The 26,481-nt window shown below is 65.1% G+C and carries 24 protein-coding genes; 20 read left to right on the forward strand and 4 right to left on the reverse strand.

Features of this window, described 5'->3' with window-relative positions; all coding sequences use genetic code 11:
* Window position 1 precedes the first annotated feature (1 nt).
* From GEMMAAP_RS07655 to GEMMAAP_RS07665, 3 genes are read right to left on the reverse strand one after another with little or no spacing between them, the layout of a single operon-like run.
* Window positions 2–2,398 carry a penicillin acylase family protein gene (locus GEMMAAP_RS07655; protein ID WP_026850492.1) on the reverse strand — a complete coding sequence of 799 codons (2,397 nt, stop codon included), beginning with the start codon at window positions 2,396–2,398 and terminating at the stop codon, window positions 2–4.
* An 8-nt stretch (window positions 2,399–2,406) separates the two neighbouring features.
* A complete protein-coding gene (locus tag GEMMAAP_RS07660) occupies window positions 2,407–3,420 on the reverse strand; it encodes an NAD(P)H-dependent flavin oxidoreductase (RefSeq protein ID WP_043581369.1) in 1,014 nt (337 codons plus the stop codon).
* Window positions 3,421–3,423: 3 nt separating this feature from the next.
* On the reverse strand, window positions 3,424–3,912 hold the full coding sequence (locus GEMMAAP_RS07665; protein WP_075071459.1) for a hotdog fold domain-containing protein: 489 nt from the start codon (window positions 3,910–3,912) through the stop codon (window positions 3,424–3,426).
* A 291-nt stretch (window positions 3,913–4,203) separates the two neighbouring features.
* On the opposite strand from GEMMAAP_RS07665, the gene GEMMAAP_RS07670 reads away from it, so the two are divergent.
* On the forward strand, window positions 4,204–5,403 hold the full coding sequence (locus GEMMAAP_RS07670) for a glycosyltransferase family 2 protein (RefSeq protein WP_026850494.1): 1,200 nt from the start codon (window positions 4,204–4,206) through the stop codon (window positions 5,401–5,403).
* Window positions 5,404–5,488: 85 nt separating this feature from the next.
* Window positions 5,489–5,956, forward strand: coding sequence for an RrF2 family transcriptional regulator (locus GEMMAAP_RS07675; RefSeq protein ID WP_053334396.1), 468 nt, complete (start codon window positions 5,489–5,491; stop codon window positions 5,954–5,956).
* Window positions 5,957–6,000: 44 nt separating this feature from the next.
* Here the strand turns inward: GEMMAAP_RS07675 and GEMMAAP_RS07680 are convergent, their stop codons facing one another.
* Window positions 6,001–6,522 carry a type 1 glutamine amidotransferase domain-containing protein gene (locus GEMMAAP_RS07680; RefSeq protein WP_026850495.1) on the reverse strand — a complete coding sequence of 174 codons (522 nt, stop codon included), beginning with the start codon at window positions 6,520–6,522 and terminating at the stop codon, window positions 6,001–6,003.
* Between the two features lie 241 nt (window positions 6,523–6,763).
* Here GEMMAAP_RS07680 and GEMMAAP_RS07685 point away from each other — a divergent pair, with 241 nt between their 5' ends.
* From GEMMAAP_RS07685 to GEMMAAP_RS07770, 18 genes are all read left to right on the forward strand, one after another.
* Window positions 6,764–7,174 (forward strand): P-II family nitrogen regulator, encoded by a 411-nt coding sequence (locus GEMMAAP_RS07685; RefSeq protein ID WP_053334397.1) that lies wholly within the window; start codon window positions 6,764–6,766, stop codon window positions 7,172–7,174.
* Window positions 7,174–8,550: an ammonium transporter gene (locus GEMMAAP_RS07690; protein ID WP_082821158.1), complete on the forward strand. Its 1,377-nt coding sequence runs from the start codon at window positions 7,174–7,176 to the stop codon at window positions 8,548–8,550. Before GEMMAAP_RS07685 ends, GEMMAAP_RS07690 begins: the two co-directional genes overlap by 1 nt.
* 488 nt (window positions 8,551–9,038) lie before the next feature.
* Entirely contained in the window at window positions 9,039–10,400 is a 1,362-nt protein-coding gene (gene tilS / locus GEMMAAP_RS07695; RefSeq protein WP_026850496.1) for a tRNA lysidine(34) synthetase TilS, read from the forward strand.
* Window positions 10,393–10,953, forward strand: coding sequence for a hypoxanthine phosphoribosyltransferase (hpt, locus tag GEMMAAP_RS07700; protein WP_238588192.1), 561 nt, complete (start codon window positions 10,393–10,395; stop codon window positions 10,951–10,953). Before tilS ends, hpt begins: the two co-directional genes overlap by 8 nt.
* Window positions 10,954–10,977: 24 nt before the next feature.
* Window positions 10,978–12,951 carry an ATP-dependent zinc metalloprotease FtsH gene (ftsH, locus tag GEMMAAP_RS07705; protein ID WP_026850498.1) on the forward strand — a complete coding sequence of 658 codons (1,974 nt, stop codon included), beginning with the start codon at window positions 10,978–10,980 and terminating at the stop codon, window positions 12,949–12,951.
* Window positions 12,952–12,987: 36 nt separating this feature from the next.
* Entirely contained in the window at window positions 12,988–14,796 is a 1,809-nt protein-coding gene (locus GEMMAAP_RS07710; protein ID WP_026850499.1) for a protein O-mannosyl-transferase family, read from the forward strand.
* 11 nt (window positions 14,797–14,807) lie between these two features.
* Window positions 14,808–15,515: a YggS family pyridoxal phosphate-dependent enzyme gene (locus GEMMAAP_RS07715; protein ID WP_053334398.1), complete on the forward strand. Its 708-nt coding sequence runs from the start codon at window positions 14,808–14,810 to the stop codon at window positions 15,513–15,515.
* A 17-nt stretch (window positions 15,516–15,532) separates the two neighbouring features.
* Window positions 15,533–16,150 carry a DivIVA domain-containing protein gene (locus tag GEMMAAP_RS07720; RefSeq protein WP_026850501.1) on the forward strand — a complete coding sequence of 206 codons (618 nt, stop codon included), beginning with the start codon at window positions 15,533–15,535 and terminating at the stop codon, window positions 16,148–16,150.
* A gap of 92 nt (window positions 16,151–16,242) precedes the next feature.
* Complete coding sequence (locus GEMMAAP_RS07725) at window positions 16,243–17,061, forward strand: purine-nucleoside phosphorylase (protein ID WP_026850502.1); 819 nt, start codon at window positions 16,243–16,245, stop codon at window positions 17,059–17,061.
* A gap of 35 nt (window positions 17,062–17,096) precedes the next feature.
* Window positions 17,097–20,384 carry an isoleucine--tRNA ligase gene (gene ileS, locus GEMMAAP_RS07730; protein WP_053334399.1) on the forward strand — a complete coding sequence of 1,096 codons (3,288 nt, stop codon included), beginning with the start codon at window positions 17,097–17,099 and terminating at the stop codon, window positions 20,382–20,384.
* The gene (locus tag GEMMAAP_RS07735) at window positions 20,384–20,821 is read left to right on the forward strand and encodes a TraR/DksA family transcriptional regulator (protein WP_053334400.1); all 438 of its coding nucleotides are present in this window, start codon (window positions 20,384–20,386) and stop codon (window positions 20,819–20,821) included. The genes ileS and GEMMAAP_RS07735 overlap by 1 nt, the downstream gene beginning before the upstream one ends.
* Window position 20,822: 1 nt before the next feature.
* The gene (gene lspA, locus GEMMAAP_RS07740; RefSeq protein ID WP_053334401.1) at window positions 20,823–21,362 is read left to right on the forward strand and encodes a signal peptidase II; all 540 of its coding nucleotides are present in this window, start codon (window positions 20,823–20,825) and stop codon (window positions 21,360–21,362) included.
* Between the two features lie 13 nt (window positions 21,363–21,375).
* A complete protein-coding gene (gene lspA / locus GEMMAAP_RS07745; protein ID WP_053334402.1) occupies window positions 21,376–21,960 on the forward strand; it encodes a signal peptidase II in 585 nt (194 codons plus the stop codon).
* Window positions 21,957–22,976 carry an RluA family pseudouridine synthase gene (locus GEMMAAP_RS07750; protein ID WP_075071460.1) on the forward strand — a complete coding sequence of 340 codons (1,020 nt, stop codon included), beginning with the start codon at window positions 21,957–21,959 and terminating at the stop codon, window positions 22,974–22,976. Before lspA (GEMMAAP_RS07745) ends, GEMMAAP_RS07750 begins: the two co-directional genes overlap by 4 nt.
* Window positions 22,912–23,382: a chemotaxis protein CheW gene (locus tag GEMMAAP_RS21215; RefSeq protein WP_075071461.1), complete on the forward strand. Its 471-nt coding sequence runs from the start codon at window positions 22,912–22,914 to the stop codon at window positions 23,380–23,382. The genes GEMMAAP_RS07750 and GEMMAAP_RS21215 overlap by 65 nt, the downstream gene beginning before the upstream one ends.
* Window positions 23,379–23,744: a response regulator gene (locus GEMMAAP_RS07760; protein ID WP_026850504.1), complete on the forward strand. Its 366-nt coding sequence runs from the start codon at window positions 23,379–23,381 to the stop codon at window positions 23,742–23,744. Before GEMMAAP_RS21215 ends, GEMMAAP_RS07760 begins: the two co-directional genes overlap by 4 nt.
* 11 nt (window positions 23,745–23,755) lie before the next feature.
* Window positions 23,756–25,729: a chemotaxis protein CheA gene (locus tag GEMMAAP_RS07765; RefSeq protein ID WP_026850505.1), complete on the forward strand. Its 1,974-nt coding sequence runs from the start codon at window positions 23,756–23,758 to the stop codon at window positions 25,727–25,729.
* Entirely contained in the window at window positions 25,719–26,471 is a 753-nt protein-coding gene (locus GEMMAAP_RS07770) for a chemotaxis protein CheC (RefSeq protein ID WP_158514773.1), read from the forward strand. The genes GEMMAAP_RS07765 and GEMMAAP_RS07770 overlap by 11 nt, the downstream gene beginning before the upstream one ends.
* The last annotated feature ends 10 nt before the right edge of the window (window positions 26,472–26,481 follow it).

Below are 26,481 nucleotides of genomic sequence, written 5' to 3' on the forward strand. Positions count from 1 at the left end.
GTTACTTCGGGGAGAGCACAACAACGTCCGCGGTACGGGCCTTTACCGCCGCCGGACTATAGGGCATGGGCACAAAGGTGTTGGCGGCCCAGAGCGAAAACAAATTGGTGTAAAACGGACTGCGGGGATCGCCACTCTGTCCCGGCGTATTGGTGGCGATGGCGCTGTCCCAGTTGGCGAGATCCATCACCACACGCAGGCTGGCGCCATGCGTCTGGTTGTCGGTGTTGCCACTGGCGAGCAGCGTGTTGCCGTTGCCACCGCGCGGTACGGGCCCCGGAGACAGGACCCGCTTGAGGGAGTCGTTCACGAGGGCATCAAGCGGGTGGGCAATGCGCGCGTGGTGCAACCTGGCATCGCCGTAGTGCCACGTACTGATGGTGTCGCCGAAACGACGCCGCAGATCCGACACCGCTTCGTTGAAGGCGCGGAAGAGTATGAAGTTGCGCGCATCCACCGGACGATCCCCCAACAGCGAATCGGGAGCGGTCAGCCATTGGATGGTGCGGGTCAGTGGTACCGAGCGCAGAATGGGGCGCACATCCAGCGGCAACGCGATGTCGGCGGTGTGCGACAGCAGTCGGCGTTCCCACGCCGCGTAAATCGCGCCGGCGCGCGAGGCGGCCGACAGTTCGTAGTTCCACGCCAGCAGGGTATCCCTGGCCGCTTTGGCTAGCGGCGACTTGAGCTCCACCGACTGCAATAGCGGAACCAGTGCGCGGGCCGCGAGCACCGTGGCATCGTGCTGGAGCGCTCCGGAACTCTGCACCGTAGCCGCACGCGTGCTGTCGAGTACTTCCTGCAGTCGATCGTGACGGAACGGTTCCGCCCAGGAGCGCGCCAGCGCATCAAACCGTGTGTACGACGGCGCCACATTGAAGGCGTTCGCGGTACCCACAAACCCACGCGAAGGATTGGTCTCACTCGGCAGCTGCGCGATGGGGAGAAAACCGTCCCACTCGTAGCGGCCATCACCCGGAACCGGCATCAAGCCATCCCAGTTCTTGCGCACCGGGGCAATGCCCGCCGTCTGCCAGCCAATGGTGCCGCTGGTATCGGCCCAGATCCAGTTGAGCGTGGGCATATGCGCATAGGTGAGCGCTGCCTTCGCCTCGCTCCATGTGCGCGCCTGATCGAGACGAAGGCTTGCCAGATACGGCGCGCCCCCCTTTTCCAGCCAGCCGGCGCGCAACGCCACCGCAACATGGCGCGCGCTGTCGACATACAGCACCGGACCATGCCGAGTGTACTGCAAGGCCACCGACTGCGTGGACGCGCCCTTCACGCGCACCGAGTCGCGCAGGGTGGTAAAGGGGACAAACGACTCGCCATACCGGTACGCACTGTTCGTGCTGTTGAGGGCGTACACATACAAATCTTCGGAATCGATGCCGAAGATGGTCAGCCCCCACGCGCCATGCTGATTGTGGCCAATGGCCACGCCGGGAATTCCCGGTTCACCACCGCCAATGACATCCCACCCCGGGGCCTTGAGGTGCACCATGTAGCGCAACGATGGTACCGTGATGCTGCGGTGGGGGTCGTTGGCGACAATAGGCCGACCGCTCGCGGTCTTGCTGCCGCTTATCACCCAGCTGTTGCTTTCCCACCGATCGGCTTCCCGACCGTCGGTGCTGTCCGTTGCGGCGGCCGACGGCTTGCGCCACGACGCCTGGAGTTCGTTCGCGCGAAAGGTTGGCGAATTCCGCGAGCCACTGTATGCCGCCAGCATGCGCGCGTCCGTGGCATCGCCCACCAGCTGGGCAACCAGGGAATCCAGCACCAGCTGCACATTCGCCGGCTGAAAGAGGCGACGACGCTGCACCGCTTCTGCACCTATGGCACGCACCGCGCGTGCCACGTTGCTTTCGTCACTGGCATTGCTGGCCAGGGCGTTATGCCGCGATACCACCACCGCTGGCGTCCACGCGCCCGGCGTGATCCTCAGCGCGGCCAGATCCGGTGGCAGGAGCGTGGGGTCTGTCTTCACCCGCTCCACCCACGCGTTCACTCCGTCCACAAACGCCTGGATAATGGCACCGCCGCGCGGATGATAATGCGCCAACTCGGCCGCCATATCGCCGCGGTATTGCATCAGTCGCGCGGCACGGTCACGCTCCACCCACCTCGCCCCCAGCGCTTCCGCCATCGTGCCGGTTGCCTGCCGACGCCACAGCTCCAGCTGAAAGAGCCGATCGCGGGCCGCGCTGTACCCTTGCGCGAAAAACAGGTCGTGCTCGTTCTGCGCCTCAATGTGCACGATGCCGGCACTGTCACGGGTGAGCGTGACCGGGGCCGTGAGCCCCGACACCAGCACCGCGCCGCGCGCGGCGGGCTGCGCGCCCACAGTGATGGAGGGCGCGTACAGCAACGCGGCACAGAGGAGGAGTGATCGCATGGCGGGTCTTATCCGAGAGGGGATGGCGCAAGTGCGGCGGCAAATTGTGCGACAATCTCACTGGCCGGACGGATGTCATGAATGGCGTCCACACTGCGTCCCGCTTGCCAGTAGTCTCCATTGGCGCCGTCCACACTCGAGCGCTTCAACTGGCGCAGAGACCGCAACGCGTACCAGGTGCGCATCCAGTGTTTTGTCTTGCGCCCCTTGAACAGCAGCCGGGCGACGGGACCAATACTGGTGCCCAGTCGCTGCACGTAGGGGGTGCGGAGCACCGAGACCGGCACGCCGGTGAGGCGTTCGGTGAGCACGACATCGCTGCTGGTGGCCTTCACGATGGCCTCCTTATAGCGCTGGTCCGAATTGCATTCGGTCGTGGCAATGAAGCGTGTGCCCAGCTGCACCCCCGCATACCCCATCTCGAGCAGCAGCCGGAATTGTGCGGGGGAGCCCACGCCACCCGCCGCGACTACGGGCAATCCGAGATCGGCCACTTCATCCAGCAACGCCCGGGCATCGCGCGAGCCCGTGTGCCCGCCCGCTTCGCGGTTCACCGCCACCAGCCCGTCCACACCGCCATCGCGTCCCTTCAGCGCCCACTTCTTCTCGGTGACGTCGTGGTACACCACGCCTCCCGCCGCGTGTACACGTTCGCACACCCATCGCGGGTTGCCGAGGGAGGTCAGAAAGAATCGCACGCCCTCTTCCAGTGCCGTCTCCACCCAGCGCACCATGCGATTGTGATACGTCTTGCTGGAGGCTTCGATGAGGGCGTTGAAGCCAATGGGTGCCCCACCGCTTAATGCGTTGATGCGGCGCAGGCCGTCACGCAGATCGAAGCCATGCACATACATGAGCGAAATGGGCTGCACGACTCCCAGGCCGCCGGCTTTGCTCACCGCCGCCACCAACTCGACGTTGCTGCACGGATACATGGGCCCGCAAATGAGGGGCACCGAAATGTGGGCGTGCCGGGTGAGCGGCGTGTCGGTCAACGATGGTGGGGGCGTCAGGCTCGTCATACGTCAGACCGGTGGAGGAGACAGGCGCCAATGCACCGTGGCCTGTGCCACGATATCGCCCTGTGCATCGGTAATGGTGGCCTGCACATCGTGCGTCAGGTGATCCGATACCGCAGCCGGCACGTCGGCGTGCGTTTCGCACACCAGCCGACCGCGTGCCTTCTTGAGATACGCAATAGACAGCCCCGTCACGATACCGCGGGCGCCCGGCGGAAGCGCCGTCATGAGCGCCACGCCGCTGGTCATTTCGGCCAGATTCACCAGCGCGACAGCGTGAATCGATGCAAGGTGGTTACGGACTGCCCGCCGATCCGCCAGTTCCACCCGGGCATATCCGGGGCGGACGTCGGTATACACTCCTCGCACCGAACCGGTATACGGTGCAGTCTGCCCTACCGCCCAGCTGAAGATCCGCTTGCCGAAGGGCAGAGGGGCAAGGCGTTTCCAGTTGGCAAGCAACTGGCGACCAGGGGAAGGATTAGCGCGAGACACGGCGGCGGGAGGGGAGAAACCCGGAAACAGTCGGGGGACTACAGGAGAGGCTACCCGCCGGGACCCAAACTCGCCACCTTCCCATTGGCCCCGGGGAGCCTCGGCCGACGCGCGCCGTGGCGGCCCCGGCGGAACCGGCAGGGGTACTTCCCCGGTTTACCTCCGGGCGGCGGGCCCGTTCCCGCGCTGTCTCCCTCGACTTCTCTCCGGGTAAGCAATGGTTCCGGCACGTCCGTTCGGTGGTCCTCACAGTCACTCGGTGCCAGCTGTGCACCGCGTCTCCATCGCCCCATGACTATGGTGGACGTGGCCCGCGGCGTGGGTATCGTGCTCCTGGCCATTCAGGTGTGGCTGCTGCTGGTCCTGCTCGTTCGGCTCATGCCGGGCTATTCGCGTCGGCCGCCCATTGCCCCCCGTACCACGCCGCGGACGGATACCACCGTCACCGTTATGGTGACCACGCTGAATGAAGTGAACCGCGTGGCGCCGTGTCTGGAGGGGCTCATGCAGCAGCAGGCTCCGTTACTGGAGGTGCTGGTGGTGGACAGCCGGTCTACTGATGGGACACGGGAACTGGTGCAGGCATTTGCCGACCGTGACCCGCGCATCCGGCTGGTGACCGATGAACCGCTCCCGCCAGGGTGGGTGGGGAAGGTGTGGGCGCTGGAGAACGGCCTGCGAGAAGCCAAAGGCGACTGGGTGCTGGGCATCGATGCCGACACCGTGCCGGCGCCGGGACTCGTGGGCGCCGTGGTCGACGCCGTAGAGCAGGATCGCTACGATGTGGCCAGCTTCTCTCCGCAATTCCGCGATCAAACGGCCGCCGAACGTTTCGTGCAGCCAGCCATGTTGTGTACGCTTGTGTATCGCTGTGGGGCGGCCGGGGCCACGCAGCCGCCACCAGACCGGGTGCTGGCCAACGGTCAGTGCTTCATTGCGCGACGAGACTTGCTGCTCAAGCATGGCGGCTATTCGTGCGCCAAAACGTCTTGGTGCGACGACGTCACACTGGCGCGGCACTTGGCGGCCAACGGCGCCCGCGTGGGCTTTCTCGATGGCTCCAACATCATTCAAGTGCGCTCGTACGCGTCGCTCGGCGAAATGTGGCGCGAGTGGGGACGCAGCTTCGACTTGAAGGACGCCACTCCCATGTGGCGTCGCTGGCTCGATGTGGCACTGGTATGGGCGGTGCAGGGCTTGCCGCTGCCGATTTTACTGGTATTGGGGGCCCTCATCGCCACTGGTGTGGTCAATCCCATGACGTCGCCCAACGCTATGCTCTGGCAGGCGTTACTCCTTGTGAACGGATCCGCGTTGTTTATCCGCCTGTTCATGCTGGTCGCGCTGAGCGGCTCGTATGCCGAACGCGGTCTGAGTTTCTGGCTGTCGTGGCTTTCCGATCTGGCCGCGGCTTGGCGGTTGACGCTCAGTACCGCGAAACGCCCGAAGGCTTGGCGTGGCCGGTCGTTTGAACGTCTTGCCGCGTCGTGACGACATCGCTCGTTGAACGTGACGATCGCGTAATGCGGTGTGGACCCGTCAAGCGAGAACTCTCAACGACCGACACTCTTTCTCTATGAGACTCACGAGATTCACCGACAACGCGTTGCGCTGCCTGATCGTGCTCGGCCTGGAGCCCGAACAGTGCATTACGGTGCAGACCGTTGCCGAGCGCATGAACATGTCGTACGAGCACTTGGTCAAAATCGTGCAACGGCTGGCCGAACTCGGCTACGTCGAAACCGTACGCGGGCGAAATGGTGGTGTCCGTCTGCTTCGACCGGCGCACGAGATCTTTATCGGGAAGCTGGTCAGGGAAACCGAAGAGAACCTTACGCTGGTGGAATGCTTCGATCCGATCAGCAACACCTGCCCCATCGCGCCGGTCTGTGCGCTGTCGGGGGTTCTTGACCAGGCCCTGCAGGCCTTTCTGGCTGTCCTCGAAGACAAGACCTTGGCTGATGCACTTGGACCGCGGGAACAGCTCGTGCCGCTGTTGCGCCAAAACGCGGAAAATCGGAAGGCACAGCAACCTGTCGCTTAGCGGCGTCCAGCCGTTGCACTGAAGGCAAATCCACGGCCGTACGCTCAGGCCGGCGCCGGAAGGGCCGCAAGCACCTGTTGCATGAAGGCAGGCAGGTCCTTCGGCACGCGTGCCGACACAATACGGCCGTCGGTCACCGCCGGGGCATCCACCCAAATGGCGCCGGCATTTTCCAGATCGTCCTTGATGCCCAATGAGCCGGTCATGCGATGGCCTCGCACGATCCCCGCCGAGATGAGGATCCAGGGGCCATGGCAGATACTGGCCACCAGGCCGCCCTGCGCATAGACGCTCCTGACCAGCGACAGCACGTCCGGATCCCGACGCAATTTGTCGGGCGCCCATCCTCCCGGTGCAACAATACCGGCCAGAACGGTCGCATCGAGGTCGCGCACATGCCCGTCGACCGGGCAGGGGTACCCGTGCTTCCCGGTGTACGACGGCGCCCCGGTACCGAGGAGGGGCGACTGAAAGCCCGCTTCCTCGAGCCGCAACTTGGGATACCACACTTCCAGGTCTTCGTATTCCGGACCCACGAGAACCGGAACGATCTGTTTTGAGTTCATAATCGGGAACGGAATGAGTTCAGAAGGCGGCTGACAAGGGGAGTGCGCTGAACGGTATTTGTTCGGGGGGTGGTGCTTGTGTGCGGTGATGCGGTTGGAAACGTGCAGGGAGTGCGCGAAAGTCCGTGCGTTCCTGCTGTTTCGGTTGGGAAACTGTCCTTCCTGTATTACGATTCGTGCTAAATATGCACGGAAACGGTAACGCTCGGCGTCTCGGGCGTCCCACATTCACCGGTATCCCATGAAGCTCATTGTTGCCGTGATCCGGCCGGAAAAACTGGCGGATGTCAAACGTGCCCTGTTTCAGGTGGGCGTCACCGGCATGACGCTCTCGCGTGTCAGTGGACACGGCGGTGAGCGTGATGTGGTGCAGCAGTATCGCGGCGAGTCCGTGGTGTTGGAGTTTCACGAAAAAGTCCGCATCGAAATGGCCTGCTCCGAGGAGTATGTGGAGCGCACGATCCAGGCCATCTGCGACGGCGCCCGCACCGGCGACGTGGGCGATGGAAAGATCTTCGTGCTGCCGCTCGACCATACCGTCCGCATCCGGACCGGCGAGCGGGACAACAATGCCCTGACGGCGGTCAACGCCGATGAGGTTATGCGCCAGACGCAACTCGAAATGCGTGTGCCCACACGGGGAGACTACTGATGCCCTTTGGGAGCTTGTCGGCACTGCCGCTGCTGGCGTCAGTGCAGGAACCGGTCGCGTCCACCGTATCGGCCGGTGATACCGCCTGGGTCCTCATAAGCACCGCGCTGGTCCTGCTTATGGTGCCCGGCCTCGCGTTCTTTTACGGCGGACTGGTTCGCACCAAGAGTGCGCTCAACACGATGCTCATGAGCCTGGGGGCGCTGGGAGTCGTGACGGTACAGTGGGTCCTCTTTGGCTACAGTTTGGCCTTCGGGCCGGGAACGTCGTGGATTGGCGGCTTCGAATGGATTGGGTTCATGGGCGTAACCGGGGCCCCCAATCCCACCTATTCGCCGCTGCTGCCACACCTCTTGTTCGCGGCGTTTCAGGCCATGTTTGCCGGTATCACGGTGGCGCTTTTTTCGGGAGCCATCATCGATCGCATGCGCTTCGTGGCCTATTTGACGTTCGGCGTGCTGTGGACCACGATCATTTATGACCCGCTCGCTCATTGGGTGTGGGGCGACGGCGGTTGGCTGCGTCAGCTCGGCGCGCTCGACTTCGCCGGCGGCACCGTGGTGCATATCTCCGCCGGTACCACGGCCGTCGTGCTCGCGCTGTTCCTCGGCCCCCGTCGGGACTTCAAGCGCATTCCCAATGTGCCCCATAACGTGCCGTTCGCGCTCCTCGGCGCGGGATTGCTGTGGTTCGGCTGGTTCGGTTTCAACGCCGGATCGGCGCTGGCAGCTGACGGCATTGCGGCCAATGCGCTGGTCACCACGCATTCCGCGGCCGCGGCCGGCATGATTACGTGGCTGGTGCTGGAATTGGTGAAAGGAAAGCGCGCCACCGCCGTGGGCGCCGCAACCGGTGCCGTGGTGGGACTGGTCGCCATTACCCCCGCCGCTGGCTTTGTCACGCCGCTTTCTGCGCTCGCCATGGGCGCACTCGCCGCGCCGTTCTCGTTCTTCGCGCTGCATTACCGCCCCAAGACGCGGCTCGATGACACGCTGGACGTCTTCGCCTGCCACGGCGTAGCGGGCATCATGGGCGCCGTCCTCACCGGGGTCTTCGCCAGTAAAACGGTGAATCCCCTTGGCGCCGACGGCCTGCTGCATGGCAATGCGTCGCTGATCGGGGTGCAGGTGCTCGCCGTTGTGGCCACCATCGCGTTCGCCGCCATTGCCAGCACCGGCATCCTGTTCGCCATGCAGGCGGTGATGCCGCTGCGCGTGACGGTCGATGTGGAAGTGCAGGGCATCGATATCTCCGAGCACGGCGAAGAAGCCTACCACGGTGGCGATCTTTCCGATCTCACCGGGCGCAAAACCGCCCTCGGCGATGCCGTGGTGCTCTCGGCCTCGGAGCTTTCTGGTATGCCGCGCGTGGCGTAGGTCGCAGCAACCGAATGCTGGTGATGCGCAAAGTGGCCTGCCTCACGTGAGAGGTGGGCCACTTTGTTTCATGCCGCACGGTCGTTCGGTACCGATATTGACGGCATAGTCGTCCGCGAGGCCGGCCGAAAACAGAAGCCCGCTCCAACGAGGAGCGGGCCATCGATGGTGCTAGCGTAGGGCGGCGAGTCTTAGGACTCGAAGCCGCCCTGCTTCTGCTTGAGCCACGTGAGCGGAATGACAAACAGCGGCGACAGGAACAGGCCGAGCAGGATGTTGATCCAGGTGAGCGCCATGTAGTAGGCGGTCATCCCGAACGAAGCCCAGATAGTGCCGAGGGTGCCGTGCGATTCCACTGTGGTTCTCCGGAAACGAATGATGGCGACGCAGAGCGCCGGAACACGAAAAGAGTAGTCGAGACCCGGCCCCGATGGTAGGGGTTTGGCGCCGCCAGTTGACGCCATGGGGCCACGAGGCTTTTGTGCAAAATGGATCGGCTGCCCCCGGAGTTCCCCACCGACGACATCGCCCCCGGCGACCTGCTGCGCGCCGTACTGGACGTGGCGCTGCAGGGGGTGGATGGCCCGCTCGTGCTGGCCGTCTCCGGCGGACGGGACTCCATGGCCTTGCTGCACGCCATGGCACGCTGGGCGCCCGGGCGCATCGCGGCGGTCGCCACCTTCGATCATGCCACTGGCAGCTACGCCACCGAGGCCGCCAGTCTGGTGGCGGCCCAGGCCCGCCGGCTGGGACTGACCGTGGTGCGGGAACGGGCCCGCGCCACCGGGCGCAGCGAGGCTGCCTGGCGAGACGCCCGTTGGAGCTTCTTGCGCCGGGTGGCTCGCGGCTTCAAGGCCCGGGTGGTTACCGCCCACACGCGTGACGACCAGCTGGAAACCATTGTCATGCGCGCGCTGCGCTCGAGCGGGGCCCGGGGGCTGGCGGCGCTGGCCGCCCCCACCTCGGTGCTGCGTCCCTGGTTGGGCGTGTCGCGGGCCGAACTGGCGCGGTGGGTGGAGAGCGAGGGGCTTTCCTATCTCGAAGACCCCATGAATGCCTCCCGCGACTTCCTGCGCGGGCGGGTCCGGCACGAACTGCTGCCGGCCATTGCCCAGGCCGCGCCGGCATTTGCCGAGGCCATGCTGGCCATCGGGGAGCGAGCGGCCCAGTGGCGGCGGGACGTTGAACGCCATTTGGACAGCTGCGGCGTGTCCCTGAACGCCGATGGCACCCGACTCACCGTCCCCACGCGGGTGCTGGAACAGACGACCGCCGAAGGACAGGCGGTCTTGTGGCCGGCGCTCTGTGCCCGGGTGGGCGTCACGCTCAACGCCAACGGAACCCGGGAAGCGGTCCGGTTTACCATGTCGCGGCGAAGTGGTGCCCATATCAGTCTGGCTGGTGGGGCCACCATCGCTCGGCGCCGCGACGCACGTGGTGAACTGTTCGAGGTGCGTCGGGATGCGCCGCACCACGCGACCTGGACGGTGTACGACGGATCGTCCGATGCGCTGCCACCCCGGTTCGGGCGGTGGCGTTTTCGACGTCTCGGCGTGGAGCCTCTGGCCAAGGATGCCTGGTGCATCGGGTTGCCCGCGGCCACACCGGTCGTCGTCCGGCCATGGAAGGAGGGCGATCGCATCAGAACGGCGGGGGCACCAGCAGGGAGGCGCGTGACTCGGTATTTTACGGAGTCCCGGGTTCCCGTCCTGGATCGCCCCTTCTGGCCGGTGCTGCTGGTGGAGGGGGAGCCCCTGTGGATCCCAGGAGTTTGCCGCGGTCTTGCGGCGCCGTCCCGGCCCGGAAGGCCGGAACTGATTTGGTACCGGTGTGAGCGCGAGTTTGACTGAGAGTTCCAGCCCTTCTGTTGATCCCCGTCTGGACGGCCGAGCCGTCAAGCGCATCGTCTACGACGCTGCCGCCATTGAGCAGCGCGTGCAGGAACTGGGGGCGGACATCACGGCGGCCTACCCCGATGGGGACTTGCTGGTGCTTGGGCTGCTCAAGGGCAGCTTTATCTTTCTGAGTGATCTCGTGCGTCACGTGGCACGGCCGCTGCAGGTGGATTTTCTGGTCGCCTCGTCCTACGGCGATGCCATGGAATCCAGCGGCGTGGTACGTTTGCTCTACGATCCGGAAACGGAATTGGAAGGCAAACACATTCTACTTGTTGAAGACATCGTGGATTCCGGCCGCACGCTCAACCGTCTCATCGAGCTGCTTGGTGAACGGAAGCCGCGCTCGCTGGAGATCTGCACGTTGTTGCACAAGCACATTGCGACTGAGCTCCATCACCCCACGCGGTTCATCGGGTTCGATGCCCCGCACGAATTTCTGGTCGGGTACGGGTTGGATCATGCCGAGAACTTTCGGCACCTGCCGTACGTGGCCAGTCTGCAGTAAGGCGGTTATCCCATGGCACCAAACATGACGCCCTCGCCGAAGAAGCCCACCAACTGGGGCAGAATCTCCAAAACGGTCTCGTTCTGGATTCTGGTTCTCCTCATTCCGGTGGCGTTCCTGTCATACGGCAATGGCCGCGAAGCGGCCGCGCCGGAGATCGGCTATTCCGACTACCGCCAACAGCTGGCCGCCGGCAACATCAAGACGGCCACGTTCACGGACAATGTCCTCAGCGGGCAGTTCAACCAGGAAGTCCGCATTTCCAACCGGCCGGCCAAGAAGTTTACAGTGCGGCTGGTGAACGGCATTGCCCCCAAGGAGCAGGAAGATCTGTACAAGGCCGGCGTCAAGACGGCGGCGGCCGAGCCGCGCGCCAACTTCGGCAGCCTGCTCATCACGATGCTGCCGTACCTGCTGCTCATCGGCTTCTGGATCTTCCTCTTCCGCCAGATGCAGGCCGGTGGCAACAAGGCGTTCTCCTTTGGCAAGTCCAAAGCCAAGCTGCTCAGCGGCGACACCCCCAAGGTGACGTTCGCCGATGTGGCGGGCGCCGATGAAGCCAAGGTCGAACTTCAGGAAATCATCGAATTCCTCAAGGACCCGCAGAAGTTCACCAAGCTGGGTGGCCGTCTGCCCAAGGGTGCGCTGTTGGTAGGGCCGCCGGGTACCGGCAAAACGCTGCTCGCCAAGGCCGTGGCCGGTGAAGCGGGCCGTCCCTTCTTCAGCATGTCGGGCTCCGATTTCGTCGAAATGTTCGTCGGGGTGGGCGCCTCGCGTGTCCGCGACCTGTTCGAACAGGGCAAGGCGCACGCGCCCTGCATCATCTTCATCGACGAAATCGACGCCGTTGGTCGCCATCGTGGCGCCGGTCTTGGCGGTGGTCATGACGAGCGCGAGCAGACGCTCAATCAGTTGCTCGTCGAGATGGACGGCTTCGAGTCCAACGACGGCGTCATCCTGATTGCGGCCACCAACCGGCCGGACGTGCTCGATCCCGCGTTGCTGCGCCCGGGCCGTTTCGACCGCCAGATCGTGGTGGACGCGCCGGACCTCCGTGGTCGCGAGGGCATCCTCAAGGTGCACTTGCGCAACAAGCCCATTGCCGACGACGTGAGCGTCACCTCGCTCGCGCGCGGAACTCCGGGCATGGCTGGTGCCGACCTCGCCAACCTCGTGAACGAAGGCGCACTGCTCGCCGCGCGCAAGAATCACGACAAGATCTTCATGAGCGATCTCGAAGAGGCGAAGGACCGAGTCATGCTGGGCGCCGAGCGCAAGTCGCTGGTCATGAAGGAAGACGAGCGCCGCCTCACGGCCTTCCACGAAGCCGGTCATGCCGTCTGCGCCATGATGGTCTATGGCAACGATCCGCTGCACAAGGTCACCATCGTACCGCGTGGTCGGGCCTTGGGTATCGCCTTCACGTTGCCGGAAGATGATCGTGTGTCCGTCACGCGTGAGCAGCTCGAGGCGCGGTTGGTCATGGCCTACGGTGGGCGTGCCGCCGAAGAAATCGTGTTCGGGCACAACCGGGTGACGACTGGCGCGGCCAGCGACATTCAGCAGGCCACTAACATTGCGCGGCGCTACGTCACGCAGTGGGGACTCTCCGATACCATTGGCCCCATTCTCGTGGGGGACAACGAGCAGGAGCTGTTCCTGGGGCGTGAAATCCAGTCGCGCCGTGAAGTGTCGGAACAGACGGCGCAGCTGGTGGACGCCGAGGTGAAGCGGGTGGCGTTCGAAGCGCACGCTCGCGCCGTGGCGGTGCTGACGGAGCACCGGGCGCTGCTCGATCAGGTGGCCATGAATTTGTTGGAGCGCGAAACCCTCACGCGCGATGACATCCTCGTGCTCAAGGACGGGCGCACGCTGCCACCGCGCACTGGCCCCGATTTCCCGTCGGCACCGGCGGCGCCGCTGGCCCCGCCAGCCGTTCCCACCTCGCGTCCAGTGGTACCGCCGCTCCTGGGCGGCCCTGAGGTCTCGCCGGCGTAAGTTGTCGCCGCGTTGAACGCACCTCGTCGTTTTACCGTGCCGTACCCCATCGTCGCCGCAGTCGTGGCGACGATGGTGCTTTTGGGCATCTATCTGTCCACCGCCGCCCCCGATCTCACGTTTTGGGACGCCACGGAACTCATGGCGGCGGCGCACACGATGGGCATTCCCCATCCCCCCGGCACCCCGCTCTGGGTGTTGGTGGGGAAACTGGCGTCGATGCTCTTCAGCAGCGCCGCTCCGCCACGGGCCATTACCCTGCTGTCGGTGTGGAGTGCGGCGCTCACCGGTGGAGCGGCGGCGTACATGGCGGCCCGCTGGCTCGGCGCGCGAGGCGCGGTGGTGGCTGCCGTAAGTGCCGGCACCATGCTGACCGTCTGGAACAACGCGACCGAAACCGAAGTGTACGCGCTGTCGCTCCTGGTCAGCGTGCTCCTGCTCGTGACCGGGGAGTTCGCCGGGCGCCCCGATACGGACGATCACGAGCGACGCCGCGCCCGGGCCCTCATGGCCTTTGTGTGTGGGTTGGCGGTGCCGCTGCATCTCACCGTGCTCGTGGCGTTGCCGGCAGCCGTGGCGTTCGCCTGGCGCGGACCGCGTCCCGTTTGGCGTGAGGTGGTGGCGTGGGTGGCCCTGGCCGCGTTGGGGCTGTCCGCCATTGCTGTGCTGCCGCTCTTCTCGGCGCAAAATCCCACCCTCGACTCCGGGAATCCCGAGAGCTGGCGGGCGTTGGTGTCGGTGTTGCGGCGCGAACAGTACGCCGTTGCTGGACTCTGGCCGCGTCAGGCGCCCCTCTGGTTGCAGTTGGGGAATGTCTTTCAGTGGTCCGACTGGCAGGTCGCCTACGGACTGCATCCGTTTCCCACGGCTCATCCGGTGCGCACGGCGCTCACGGTGCTTTGGGCGTGGCTGGCGGTACTTGGACTGCGTCGCCTGTGGCGGCATGACCCCCGGGTGGGGCGTGCCATGCTCCTGCTCGTGTTAAGCGCCTCGTTAGGTGTGGCACTGTGGCTCAACATGCGGGCCGGTCCCACCTTTGGCGTGGGACTGCTCCCCAAGGGCACGCCGCATGAGGCGCGGGAGCGCGACTATTTTTTTGTCCTTGCCTTCTGGGGCTGGGGACTGCTCGCGGGAGCGGGGCTGTCCGCCATAGCCAGTGCGCTGGGGCGCCGTCTCCCGGCACCGGTTGCCATGCTCCCACTGGCGCTGGTGGTCGTACCGCTGCTGGCCAATCGTGCCGTGGCCGATCGCTCCAGAGAGCCTGTTGCCTCGCTCCCCCGCACCTACGCCCGGCTCCTGCTTGATGCCGTGCCTCGTCGCGGGGTGCTCTTTGCTGGCGGGGACAACGACAGTTTTCCGCTCTGGTATTTGCAACAGGTGGAAGATTACCGCCCCGACGTCACCGTGATCACGGTCCCGCTGCTCGGAGCACAGTGGTATCGCGAGAGGTTGGCCGCCCAGCAGCTCCTCGAGGTCGCAGCCGTTGCGCGGTGGCCTGGGCAGGGCGCGGTCCTGCGTTCACTCGTGATACACGCGGAGGGTGCCCGACGCGCCGTTCGCGTGAGCACCCTGCTGGAACGGTCGGATCGGCTGCAGCTGGACCCTGGGGGTGGGTGGGCGCTGCAGGGGCTGGTGTATGCGCCCGACCGTCAGCTTGGGGCGGGGCAGACGGGGCTCGATCTGCCAGCCCTGCGGCGGCAGCGCAGCATGGTGCCCATGGGGGCGCTGGCGCCACTTCCCCCCGGTGCCGATCCGGCCGCGCAAACGGCGCAGGAACTGCTGCAGTGCACACAGGTGTTGGGCCCCGCCGACTCGTTACTTGTGTCGGGGTGTGGCGGTGTCTAACCTTATGTGCTATGCCAATTTCCGACCATGTCACGGCCGTGTTGCGGGGGGCCGTTCAGGATGCGGTGGCGGAGGTGCGTACGCGCATCGCCGACGCCCGCGCCCGTGGCGGACATGGACAGGAAGTGACGCTGGTCGCGGTGACCAAAACGCACGGGCCAGAAGCGGTTGAAGCGGCCTATGCCGCGGGTGTCACCGATGTGGGTGAGAACCGCGTGCAGGAAGCGGAGGCCAAGATGGCGCAGGTCACGGTCCCGGTACGTTGGCACCTCATTGGACATCTGCAGCGCAACAAAGCCAGGAACGCTCTGCAATTTTCACTGATCCATGGCATGGACAGTGAGCGGTTGGCGGTCGCGCTCCATGACGAGGCCACCAGGGCTGGGCAGTCGCTGGACGTGTTGGTACAGGTCAACGTGAGTGGCGAGACAAGCAAAAGCGGTGTGGCGCCGGTTGACGTTCCGGCGTTCGCGGAACGGCTGCACCGTCTGCCGGCGCTGCGAGTGCGCGGGGTCATGACCATGGCGCCCTTCGATGCCGACGAGCGGGTGTTGCGCGAGGTGTTCGCCGGCGCTCGCGCCGTTCGCACGGCGCTGCAATCGGCTGGTCATGCGGCGGAGTGGCTGAGTATGGGGATGTCCGGCGATTACGAAATCGCCGTGGAGGAAGGGGCCACGCATGTGCGCCTCGGTACTGTGCTTTTCGGCAGTCGGACCTGACGCACCCGGGATAGCGAATGACCGACGAAAGTCACCAGGGGTTTCATCTCACCGCGCTTGATGCGCGTCGCTACGACTTTGGCAACGCGCTGCGGGGCTATGATCGCGCGCGCGTTGACCAGTTTCGTGAACAGGTCGCCGAAGAACTCGAGCGGTTGGCGCGCGCCAACCAAGAGCTCGACCAGAAGGCGCGCAATTTTCACGAGCAGCTCAAGTCGTTCCGGGAGCGCGACAAGGCGTTGAACGAGGCCCTCGTGAGTGCGCAGCAGCTGCGCGGAGACATCCGCGAGCAGGCCGAGCGCGAGGCGCAGCTCATTGTGCGCGAGGCCCAACAGGAAGCAGACCGTCAATTGCAGTCGGTGCGCGACGAAGTCGCTCGTGCGCAGCAGGAACTGCAGGCCCTCTGGCGTACGCGGCGGTCGTACCTGGCCCAACTGCGCAACCAGCTGGAACGTCAGCTCGCTGAGCTCAGCTCCGCGGAGCAGGAGCCGGTCCCCGATTTCACCACACCGCGAACCGGTTCAGCGGTTGAGCCGGATCCGTCGGTGGTGAGCCAGATCCGTCAGCTGCCGCAACGGAACATGGCGCCAACGCCTTCCTGGCTCGATGCCATCGTGGAGGATGAACAGCGATGAGTGGTGCCGGGAAGGCTCCGCCGGCTTCGCGGCCGCAGCTGCAATACACGCAGGAACACAACGCCGTCGGACTCTCGCATCCTGCCCTCGGGCTGCACGCGCGGGAGCGCATCGCGGCGTGTGCGCAGGCGGTGCGCGCGCGCTTTGCCAAGCCGGTGGAGGCCGCGATCATTCTGGGCACTGGCCTCGGGGGATTGGCCGAGGAAATCCAGGTGGAGCAGGTCATCGACTACAGTGACCTCCCCAACTTTCCGCTCTCCACGGTCGAGTCCCACAAAGGCCGCTTGCTCTGTGGCACGCTGGGCGGGAAAACGATTATCGCCATGCAGGGCCGTTTTCACGCGTACGAGGGCTATTCGCTCCAGCAGGTCACCTTCCCGGTGCGCGTGCTTCGTGCGCTGGGGGCACAGACGCTGATTGTGAGCAACGCGTGCGGTGGGATGCATCCGTTGTGGGCGCCCGGTGATCTCATGCTCATCGCCGATCACATCAATCTGCTGGGCGACAATCCGCTCATCGGTCCGAATGACGAAACACTCGGACCGCGGTTTCCCGATATGTCGGAACCCTACGATGCCGGCCTGCGCACGCTGGCCCGCGCCGTGGCGCTGGAGCATGGGGTCGCGTTGCGCGAAGGCGTCTACGTGGCGGTGCAGGGGCCCAACCTCGAAACGCGCGCCGAGTACCGATTCCTGCGCGGTATCGGGGCCGATGTCGTGGGCATGAGCACGGTGCCGGAAGTCATTGTCGCGGTCCATGGCGGCATGCGGGTACTGGGTCTGTCGATCATCACCGATCAGTGCCTCCCCGATTCGCTCAAGCCAGCCCATCTCCCCGACATCATTGCGGTGGCGAAGGGGGCGGAGCCCAAGCTGTCGGCCGTGGTCAAGGGCGTGCTCGCCCAGCTGTAGCACTTTCTGTTCGTCGCTTTCCTCTTCTGGTGACTATGACGCAGGACGCCGTGCTGTACCCGTTGCTCCCCGAAACCAACGCTGACGCGCTTGAGCGCGGCATTCTCGCGCAGTGGGATACCGAGAAGCTGTTCGAACAATCGCAGGCAGCGCGTGCGAACGCGACGCCGTTCGTATTTTTCGAGGGCCCGCCAACAGCCAACGGACGTCCGGGCATTCACCACGTGTTTGCCCGCACCATCAAGGACCTGTTCTGCCGCCACCGCGCCATGCAGGGGTACTACGTGCCCCGCAAGGCCGGCTGGGATACGCACGGGTTGCCGGTGGAAATCGAGGTCGAAAAGGAGCTCCAGCGCGAAGAGGCGGAGCGGCAGGGCGTTGATCCCAGCGAGATCGCAAAGCTTGGCGGCAAGCAGCTCATCGAGCAGGTGGGCGTGGCGGAGTTCAACCGCCGGTGCCGCGAAAGCGTGTGGAAGTACCGCGGCGAATGGGAGAAGCTGTCGCACCGCACCGCCTATTGGCTCGACTACGACAATCCGTACGTCACGTACTCGCACGATTTCGTGGAGAGTGTGTGGTGGGCGCTACGCACGATGCACGAAAAGAGTTTGCTCGTGCGTGGCCACAAGATTCTGCCGTATTGCGCGCGCTGCGGCACGGCGCTGTCCAGTCACGAGGTGGCGCAGGGCTACGATGACGTCGAAGATCCCAGCGTCTACGTGGCGCTGGATCTGCTCGACGCCAACGGCAATCCGCCCGCCATGCGGCGACGCATCCTGGTGTGGACCACCACCCCCTGGACGCTGGTGTCCAACACCGCGCTGGCGGTGCACCCCGATCTCACCTACGCCGAGCTGCGCAAGAAGTCCGGGGCGGAATTCACCATCATCCTCGCGGAAGCGCGTGTGCCCGGTGTGCTGGGCGGCGACTGGGCCGATCGGTGGGATGTGGTTGGCACCATGAAGGGCACCGACCTGGTCGGGCGTCGTTATCGTCGGCCACTCGACTGGGTCGAGTATCCGGCGGAAGGACAGCACGAAATCATCGTGCCCGAGGAGTTCGTGTCGGCCGAAGATGGCTCCGGCGTGGTGCACATGGCCCCCGCGTTCGGCGCCGACGACTATGCCGCCGGGCAGCGCCACGGGTTGGCGTTCGTGCAGCCGGTCAATGCGCGCGGCGAGTTCGTGGAAGGCACGCCCGAAGTGGCTGGATTGTTCGTGAAGAAGGCCGATGCCCGCATTCTGGAAGTGCTCAAGGAACGGGATGTCCTGTGGAAGGCCAGCCAATTTGTGCACTCATATCCGCACTGCTGGCGCTGCGGCACGCCGCTGCTGTACTACGCGCGCGGCTCGTGGTTTGTGCGCACGACGGCGCTGCGCGACGCGCTGCTCAGCCGCAACGCCAAGGTGAACTGGAATCCCACCGAGGTGGGCACTGGTCGCTTTGGCGAGTGGCTGTCCAACAACGTGGACTGGGCCATCTCGCGCGATCGCTACTGGGGCACGCCGTTGCCGGTGTGGGTCAACGATGAAGATCCGACCGACATCGACGTGATTGGCAGCTATGCCGACCTCGCCGAGCGCATTGGCCGTCCGCTGCCAGAGGATTTCGATCCGCACAAGCCGCACATCGACCAGTACACCTGGCCGGCCAAAAGCGGTACGGGTACCATGCGCCGCGTCCCTGAAGTCATTGATACCTGGTTCGACTCAGGGTCCATGCCCTTCGCGCAGTGGCACTACCCGTTCGAGAACAAGGACATCGTGGCCGCGCAGTTCCCCGCCGACTTCATCTGCGAAGGCGTGGACCAGACGCGCGGGTGGTTCTATTCGCTGCTCGCCATTGCCACCACCCTGGGCGATGCGCTGCCAAACAATGGGCACGACCAGGCCGCACCGTATCGCAACGTGGTGGTGAATGACCTCGTGCTCGACGCGCAGGGACAGAAGATGTCCAAGTCGAAGGGCAACGTGGTCAACCCGTGGGATGTCATGGAGCGCCACGGTGCCGACGCGGTACGGTTGTTCCTCGTGGCCTCGAGCCAGGTGTGGGTGCCGCGGCGCTTCGACGAGAACGCCATTCGCGAAACGGCGGGGCGCTTCCTGCTCACGTTCCGCAACGTCTACAACGGCATCTTCGCGCAGTACGCCAACTTCGGATGGCAGCCCAGCGCGAACGATCCGGTCGTGGCGGAGCGTCCGGCGCTCGATCGCTGGATTCTGTCGCGGCTCACGCGGGTGGAGCGCGAAGTCAACGCACACCTCGACAACTACGACGCCACGCTGGCGGCGCGTCGGGTCATGCAGTTCATGGACGACGATGTGTCCAAGTGGTACGTACGGCAAAGCCGCGCGCGCTTCTACGATGTGGAAAATGCCGACAACCGCGCGGCCTTTGCGACGTTGCATGAAGTACTCACCGTCACGTGCCGGCTGCTGGCGCCGTTTGCCCCGTTCATGACCGACGCGGTGCACCGGGCGCTGACCGGAACTTCGGTGCACCTCGCGCCGTACACGCGTGAGCACCCCACGCCGGTAGACGAAACGCTCGAGACAGCCATGGATGATCTCCGGACGCTGGCCGGGCTGGCGCACGCCGCGCGCGATGTGGCCGACGTGAAGGTGCGTCAGCCACTGCCGTCGCTGCAGTGCGTGGTGCCGGGCAATGTGGAGGCGGTGTCGGCGCTGGGCGGGCTGCTGGCGTCGGAGTTGAACGTGAAACGGGTGGAGTTTGTCACCTCGACCGACGCCCTGGTGTCGCTGGAGGCCAAGGCCAACTTTCGCACGCTGGGCAAGAAGTTCGGGAAGGAAACGCCGCTGGTGGCCGAAGCGGTCACGGCGTTGGCGGCCGATCAGCTGCGTCCGCTGGCGGCCGGGCAGTCCATTACCATCGAGGTTGCCGGGGCTGAGCGCTTGATTGCCCCGGAGGACGTCGCCATCATCCGGCGCGCGTCCGGCGCAGCGGTCGTTCAGGAGAACGGCGGGTACGGGGTCGCCCTCGACCCCACCATTACCCCCGAACTCCGCGAAGAAGGGTTGGCCCGGGAAGTCATCAGCCGGGTGCAGCGCCTTCGCAAGGAAGCGCAGTTGGCGGTCAGCGATCGCATTGTGTTGGCGGTGTCGGGAGATGTTGAGGTGGAAGGCGCCGTGGCTGCTCACCGCAGCCGTATCGCTGAAGAGGTGCTCGCCGCGCGATTGCTGCTCGGCGATGAGGTGGGTTCGCCGCTCTCCGGCACTGGAGACGGCGCCATGTGGACCGCTACGCACGCTGGCGACGTCGATGGACGTTCGATCCGGCTTGCGCTCACCAAGGAAGGGTCGTGATGGCCGAATCGAAGTCTGCGTCGACGAAGGACGCCACCAAGAAGCCCAAACCCATGCCCAAGAAGCAGCTCCAGCACTTCGAGAAGCGGCTGCTCGAAGAGCGGAAGCGCGTGCTCAAGGAGCTCGGCCACCACAGCGATACGCTGGGCCCCAACGGCGAGGCCAGCGAAGGGGACAACAGCGCCTACTCGTTCCACATGGCCGACCAGGGGACTGACGCCATGGAGCGCGAGAAGGCCTTCCTGTTTGCCTCCAAGGAAGGGCGCTTTCTGTTCCACATCGACCAGGCCCTCCGTCGGTTGTACAAGGCGCCGGAAATGTTCGGCAAGTGCCATCAGTGTGGCGAGGAAATCGCATTCGAGCGTCTCGATGCGCTGCCCAACGCCCGGTATTGCATCGCGTGCAAGCAGCGCGAGGAAGACTCGAAGAAGGGATGACGTGAAGGCGATCGTCGCGTTCCCCGTCTTCCTTGTCGTCGTCATTCTCGATCAGATCACCAAGTTGGTGGCCGAGAACACGATGGTCACCGCGGGTACCCCGAAGTCGGTCTTCGGGGAGTGGTTTCGCTTTGCCCTCGTGTACAACCCCGGGGCAGCCTTCGGGCTGAACCTGGGGCCGTACTCGCGGTGGATTTTCATGGGGCTCACCTGTGGCGCGCTGGTGATCCTGGGCAAGTTGTATCAGCAGACGGAAGACGGTGACTTTCGTCGCGTCCTGGCCATTTCGCTGGTGGCGGCCGGCGCAGTCGGAAACGTCATTGACCGCATCCGATCGGAATTCGGTGTCGTGGACTTTATCGATATCGGTTTCGGGACCCATCGCTGGCCTACATTCAATGTGGCCGATATTGCGGTGAGTAGCGGTGCCATCCTGCTCGCCCTCGTCCTCTGGCATGAGGAGCGCCGCGAGATCGCGGCGTTGGAAGCGGCGGCACGCGAAAACGCCGCCTCGTCTGACTCGCGCGACCTCGTTCCCTGATCACTGTGCCGTCATGAAGCCGAACACCCGGGCGCCCATTGCGCGCGCCGCTACCGCCAGCGCCGTCATCAACGATGTGCCTACGGCGCCCATGACCCTGCGGTTCTGGGTGTTGGTGGTCGTGACCGTCGGGCTCGACTTCTTCACCAAGGCGCTGGCCGTGGAGCACCTCGTGCCTCGGCACATGCCCCATCGCATTCTTGGTGATGTGGTGCGCTTTACCTTGGCCTACAACCCGGGGGCGGCCTTTGGCATGCACCTCGGACCTGGCTCCCGGTGGATCTTTGCCGCGCTGAGCATCGTGATTGTCGTCGTCCTCATGCGAGCCACGGCCGACCTCACCCGCATCTCGAAGGTGGCGGCGTTTGGGGTACCGGTGATCGTGGGCGGGGCCATTGGTAACCTGCTCGACCGCATTCGGCTCCGCGAAGGCGTCGTGGATTTCATCGATATCGGCATTGGGTCCGTGCGCTTCTGGACGTTCAACGTGGCCGATACGGCCGTGACCATTGGGGCGGCCTGTCTGGTCATTGCGCTCTGGCATGAAGACAAGGCGCAGCAGGATGTGCTCAAAGCACGGGAAGAGGCCACCTCGTGAGTGCTGGCCTGACGTTCTCGTTCACCGTGGCGGATAACGCCGGTGAGCGGTTGGATCTGCTGGTGGCCCGGCACGGTGACCTGTCGCGCACGCAGGCGGCCACCCTCATTGCCAACGGCACGGTCCTGGTGAATGGGGAGCGGCAGAAGGCCAGCTACCGCGCCGAACCGGAAGATGCGGTCGTGGTCACCGTCCCCCCGCCGCCCGGGCGTGATGTGGTGCCGGAGCAAATTCCGCTCGACATCGTGTACGAGGATGAACACCTCCTCGTGGTCAACAAGGCCGCCGGCATGGTGGTGCATCCGGCTCCGGGCAACTGGTCGGGTACGCTCGTGAACGCCCTGATGGGGCGCGGCGAACCGCTGGCCGAAGGGGGCGGGGAAGACCGGGCCGGGCTGGTGCACCGCCTCGACAAAGACACCTCCGGTCTGCTGGTGGTCGCCAAAACCGACGAGTCGCACCGTATTCTGAGCGGCGCGCTGGCGGCCCGGCAGGTTACCCGGCGCTATGTGGCCGTCTGCTGGGGACACCTGAATGCCGACTCGCTGACGGTGGATAAGCCGATCGCCCGTGATCCGCGAGACCGGACGCGTATGGCAATCGTCCAGACAGGGAAGGCAGCACGTACGGACTTCACACGGCTGGCCCGCTTCGACAGCGTGGACCTGCTGCGCGCGCACCTGCACACCGGGCGTACGCACCAGATCCGCATCCACCTGTCGAGTGTGGGACACCCGGTCATTGGTGATGACACCTATGGCGGGGGCGGGGGGCGCAAACTGGCCGGACTCCCTCCGCGTCGTCATTTCCTGCATGCCGCCTGGCTTCGCTTCAAGCACCCGGTGTCCGGGGCCATTGTCGATCTGCGGTCACCTCTGCCTACGGACTTACGGCAGTCGCTCGCCGCACTCAGTGACATGCCGGAACTCGCCACGCATCAGGACCCGCTCGATGTCTTCGGCTTCTACCATACCGACGAATCCGTCGGAAGCGCCCGCGGGGCGGCTTCCGACTGAGCTCTCCGACGACGACGATGACCACCGGCCGCAATGGCTGGTGGTCGCGTCGGCGGGCGTGTTGTGGGGCATACCCGTTGAGCAGGTTCGTGAGGTCGTCCGCCCGGCCGGCTTGCGCCCGGTCCCCGGATCGCCTGTCATCCAGGCCGGGATCGTCAACGTGCGGGGCGCCATCGTCACAGCCTTGGACCTGCAGGCGCTCCGAACGGGAGAGCGTGCCGTTACGCCGGGATCAATCGTCTTGCTTCAGCACGGGGCCCGGCCAATCGGGCTCGTCGTGGATACCGTGCACGATGTGCGAGGCGCGACGCCGGAGTCTCCGGATGCCCCCGCCGGCGTAACGGTTCTGGACGCGGTCGCGCTCTGCGCGCGGTATCTGCACTCAGCTGAGGAGAGAGCACGGTGAGCAAGACTGTTCTGATCTGCGACGACGCGATCTTCATGCGGACCATGGTGGGGGACATCCTCACACAGGCGGGCTTCGAGATTGTCGGTGAGGCCGAAACGGGGATGCAGGCGGTGGAGAAGTACAAGCACCTGCGCCCTGATCTGGTCACCATGGACATCGTGATGCCCGACATGGGCGGCATTGACGCGGTGCGCGAAATCACGAAGCTCGACCCACAGGCTCGCGTGCTCATGTGCAGCGCCATGGGCCAGCAGGCGTTGGTGGTGGAAGCCATTCAGGCCGGCGCCAAGGATTTTGTTGTGAAGCCGTTCCAGCCGAGCCGGGTGCTGGAAGCGGTGAACCGCGTGCTCGCCGCATAAGAGCGGTTCCCATGGACGCGGCGCGCTATGCGGCGTTGTTTCAGGCCGAGGCGCGCGAGCATCTCGCCGAACTCGACGCCGCGCTGCTCGCGCTGGAGGCGTCGGTGCGCGACGGAGCGGATGCGGTGGTCACCAGTGCGCACGTGGCCACCCTGTTTCGTGGTATGCACACGATCAAGGGCATGGCCGGATCCATGGGCTACACGGCCGTGGAGAAAGTGTCGCACGCCCTCGAGTCCCGGTGCGAGCCACTTCGCAGTGGGGATGAGCCGCTACACGCCGATCTACTGGCCCTGATCTTTGAAGGCACCGATGTGCTGCGCACCGCCATCGATGACGCCGCGCGGGGGGTCGAGACCCCATCCGCCACGATTGGCTCGCTGCTCGTGCGACTACGCCGTCCGGTGTCCACCGGCGCAGCGCCTGTAGGCGGCACACCAAGCGTAGTGTCTGCCGATTCTGCGACACGAGTGGGGATGGCCGATTCGGCACCTGACGTGGCGAACGTGCGGCATGTGGACGTGCGCCTCGTCAGCGATTGTCCGCTGAAGGGTGTGCGGGCCATGCTGGTGCTGGCCAAGCTCGGACCGTTGGGGCAGGTACGCGCCACGCACCCCGAGCAATCCCGCTGGCAGGAGGACGGCTTCGACGGCGTCTTCCGGGTGACGCTGGTGAGCGACGCGGCCGAAGACACCCTCGTACAAGCCGCCATGGCCGCCGGCGATGTGTCACGCGTGCAGGTCCGGTTGCCGGCGCTCACGTCGCAGGTGGCGCGACAGGCGGCCGATGCGGCCAGTGTGCCAGAGGCCACGCGTACCGTGCGCATTGATGCGCGGCGCCTAGATACGCTGCTCGATCTGGTGGGCGAACTGGTCATTACCCGCGACCGGTTGCTGCGGGCCATTGAGGCCGAGGATCATCCCGACCGAGACGTGCAGCGGGCGGCTCGTGATGCGGCCCGCCTGGTGAGTGCCATGCAGGACGAAGTGCTGCAGGCACGACTGCTGCCGGTTGGACAAGTATTTGATCGGTTTCCGCGACTGGTACGCGATGTCTCGCGTGAACTGGGGAAAGACGTGTCTTTCGTCATGGAAGGCCGCGAAATCGAACTGGATCGTTCGCTGCTCGACGCTATTGGCGACCCCATTCTGCACCTGCTGCGGAACGCGCTCGACCATGGCATTGAAGAGCCGGCCGTGCGTGAGGCGGCGGGCAAAGCACCGCGTGGTGAACTCATTCTGCGCGCGGCCCGCGATCGGGCCGCCGTGATCATTCAGGTGCAGGATGACGGACGCGGCATTCATCGCGAGACGGTGCTGCACCGCGCGCTGGAGCAGGGACTGGTGCCACCGGACACCGCGGTGCTCACCGATGAACTGCTGCTGCAGGTCATCGCCCATCCCGGCTTCTCCACCGCCCGACGGGTCACCAACCTCTCCGGTCGCGGCGTGGGAGTGGATGTCGTGAACACGCGCGTGCGCGCGCTGGGCGGTCAACTGGAAATCGAATCCATCGAAGGCCTGGGCACGGTGGTGACGCTGCGGTTGCCGGTCACGCTGGCCATTACCCGTGCGTTGCTGGTGGAGGTCCGCGGCAGCACCTTTGCGCTGCCGGCCACCCATGTGGAAGAGGCCATGGAGTATCACGAATCCCTGCGGGTGCATCACGCCGGTGGGCCTGCCGTCACCATTCGTGACGAAGTTGTTCCGCTCGTGGCGCTCGGTGAACGGTTTGGGCTGGTTCGCTCGTCAACGTTGGAGAACGTGAATGCTTCCGCCCCCGGCAGTGGTGTGGATCAGCATCTCGCAATCGTGGAGGCCGGGGGACGCCGGGTGGCGTTGCTCGTGGATGCCTTGGTAGCACAGCAGGACATTGTCGTGAAGCCGCTCGATGTGGTACGCGGAGCCTCCCCGTGGTTCAGCGGAGCAACCGTGCTGGGTGATGGCAGCCCCGCGCTGATCATTGATGTACCGAGTGTCGTATAAAGCAGTCCCTGTAGTGCAGACTGGTGGTAGGAACGATGGCAGCAAGGGCGAGGAACCACTCATGGCGGAAATGACCATGCAGGACAACGAGGTGGGCCAATCACAGCCCGACGGTGCACCGCGCTCGGTGGTGCGTTCGCTGAAGGGCATTCAGCTGGACGCCTTGCGCGAAATTGCCAACATGGGCGCGGGGCATGCGGCAACAGCGCTCTCGCAGATGACCGGCAGTACGATCATGATCAAGGTGCCGGCCATCAGCGTGGCCAGCATTGAAGAGCTGCCGGCGCAGTTTGCTCCCCATGAGGAGCCCGTGGCAGCCGTCATGATGCACATGCTCGGCGATCTCACCGGACGTACGTTGCTGGTGTTTCCCAAGCCGACGGTCATGCGACTGGCGGAGCTCATGCTGCGACGCCCGGTCGGGTCGTCGGTCGCCTTCAGCGAACTCGAGTCGTCGGCCATCAAGGAAACCGGCAATATTCTGAGTGGTGCGTACATGAACGCGCTAAGTGATTTTCTGGGCATGTTGCTGCTGCCGTCGCCCCCCACGCTGGTGATCGATATGTCCACCGCCGTGCTGGCGAGCGCCTTCGGAGAATTCGCTCCCGATCCCGACTCCGTCCTCTGTGTGGAGAGCGAGTTTCTGTTGCGTGAGACGGATCTCACGCTGCGGGGATTCTTCCTGTTGCTCCCCGATCCGGCGTCGCTGCAGGTCATGCTGCGCGCGCTCCGTCTGGCGTGACGTTCGTCAG

This window comes from Gemmatimonas phototrophica, assembly GCF_000695095.2.
GTDB lineage: Bacteria > Gemmatimonadota > Gemmatimonadetes > Gemmatimonadales > Gemmatimonadaceae > Gemmatimonas > Gemmatimonas phototrophica.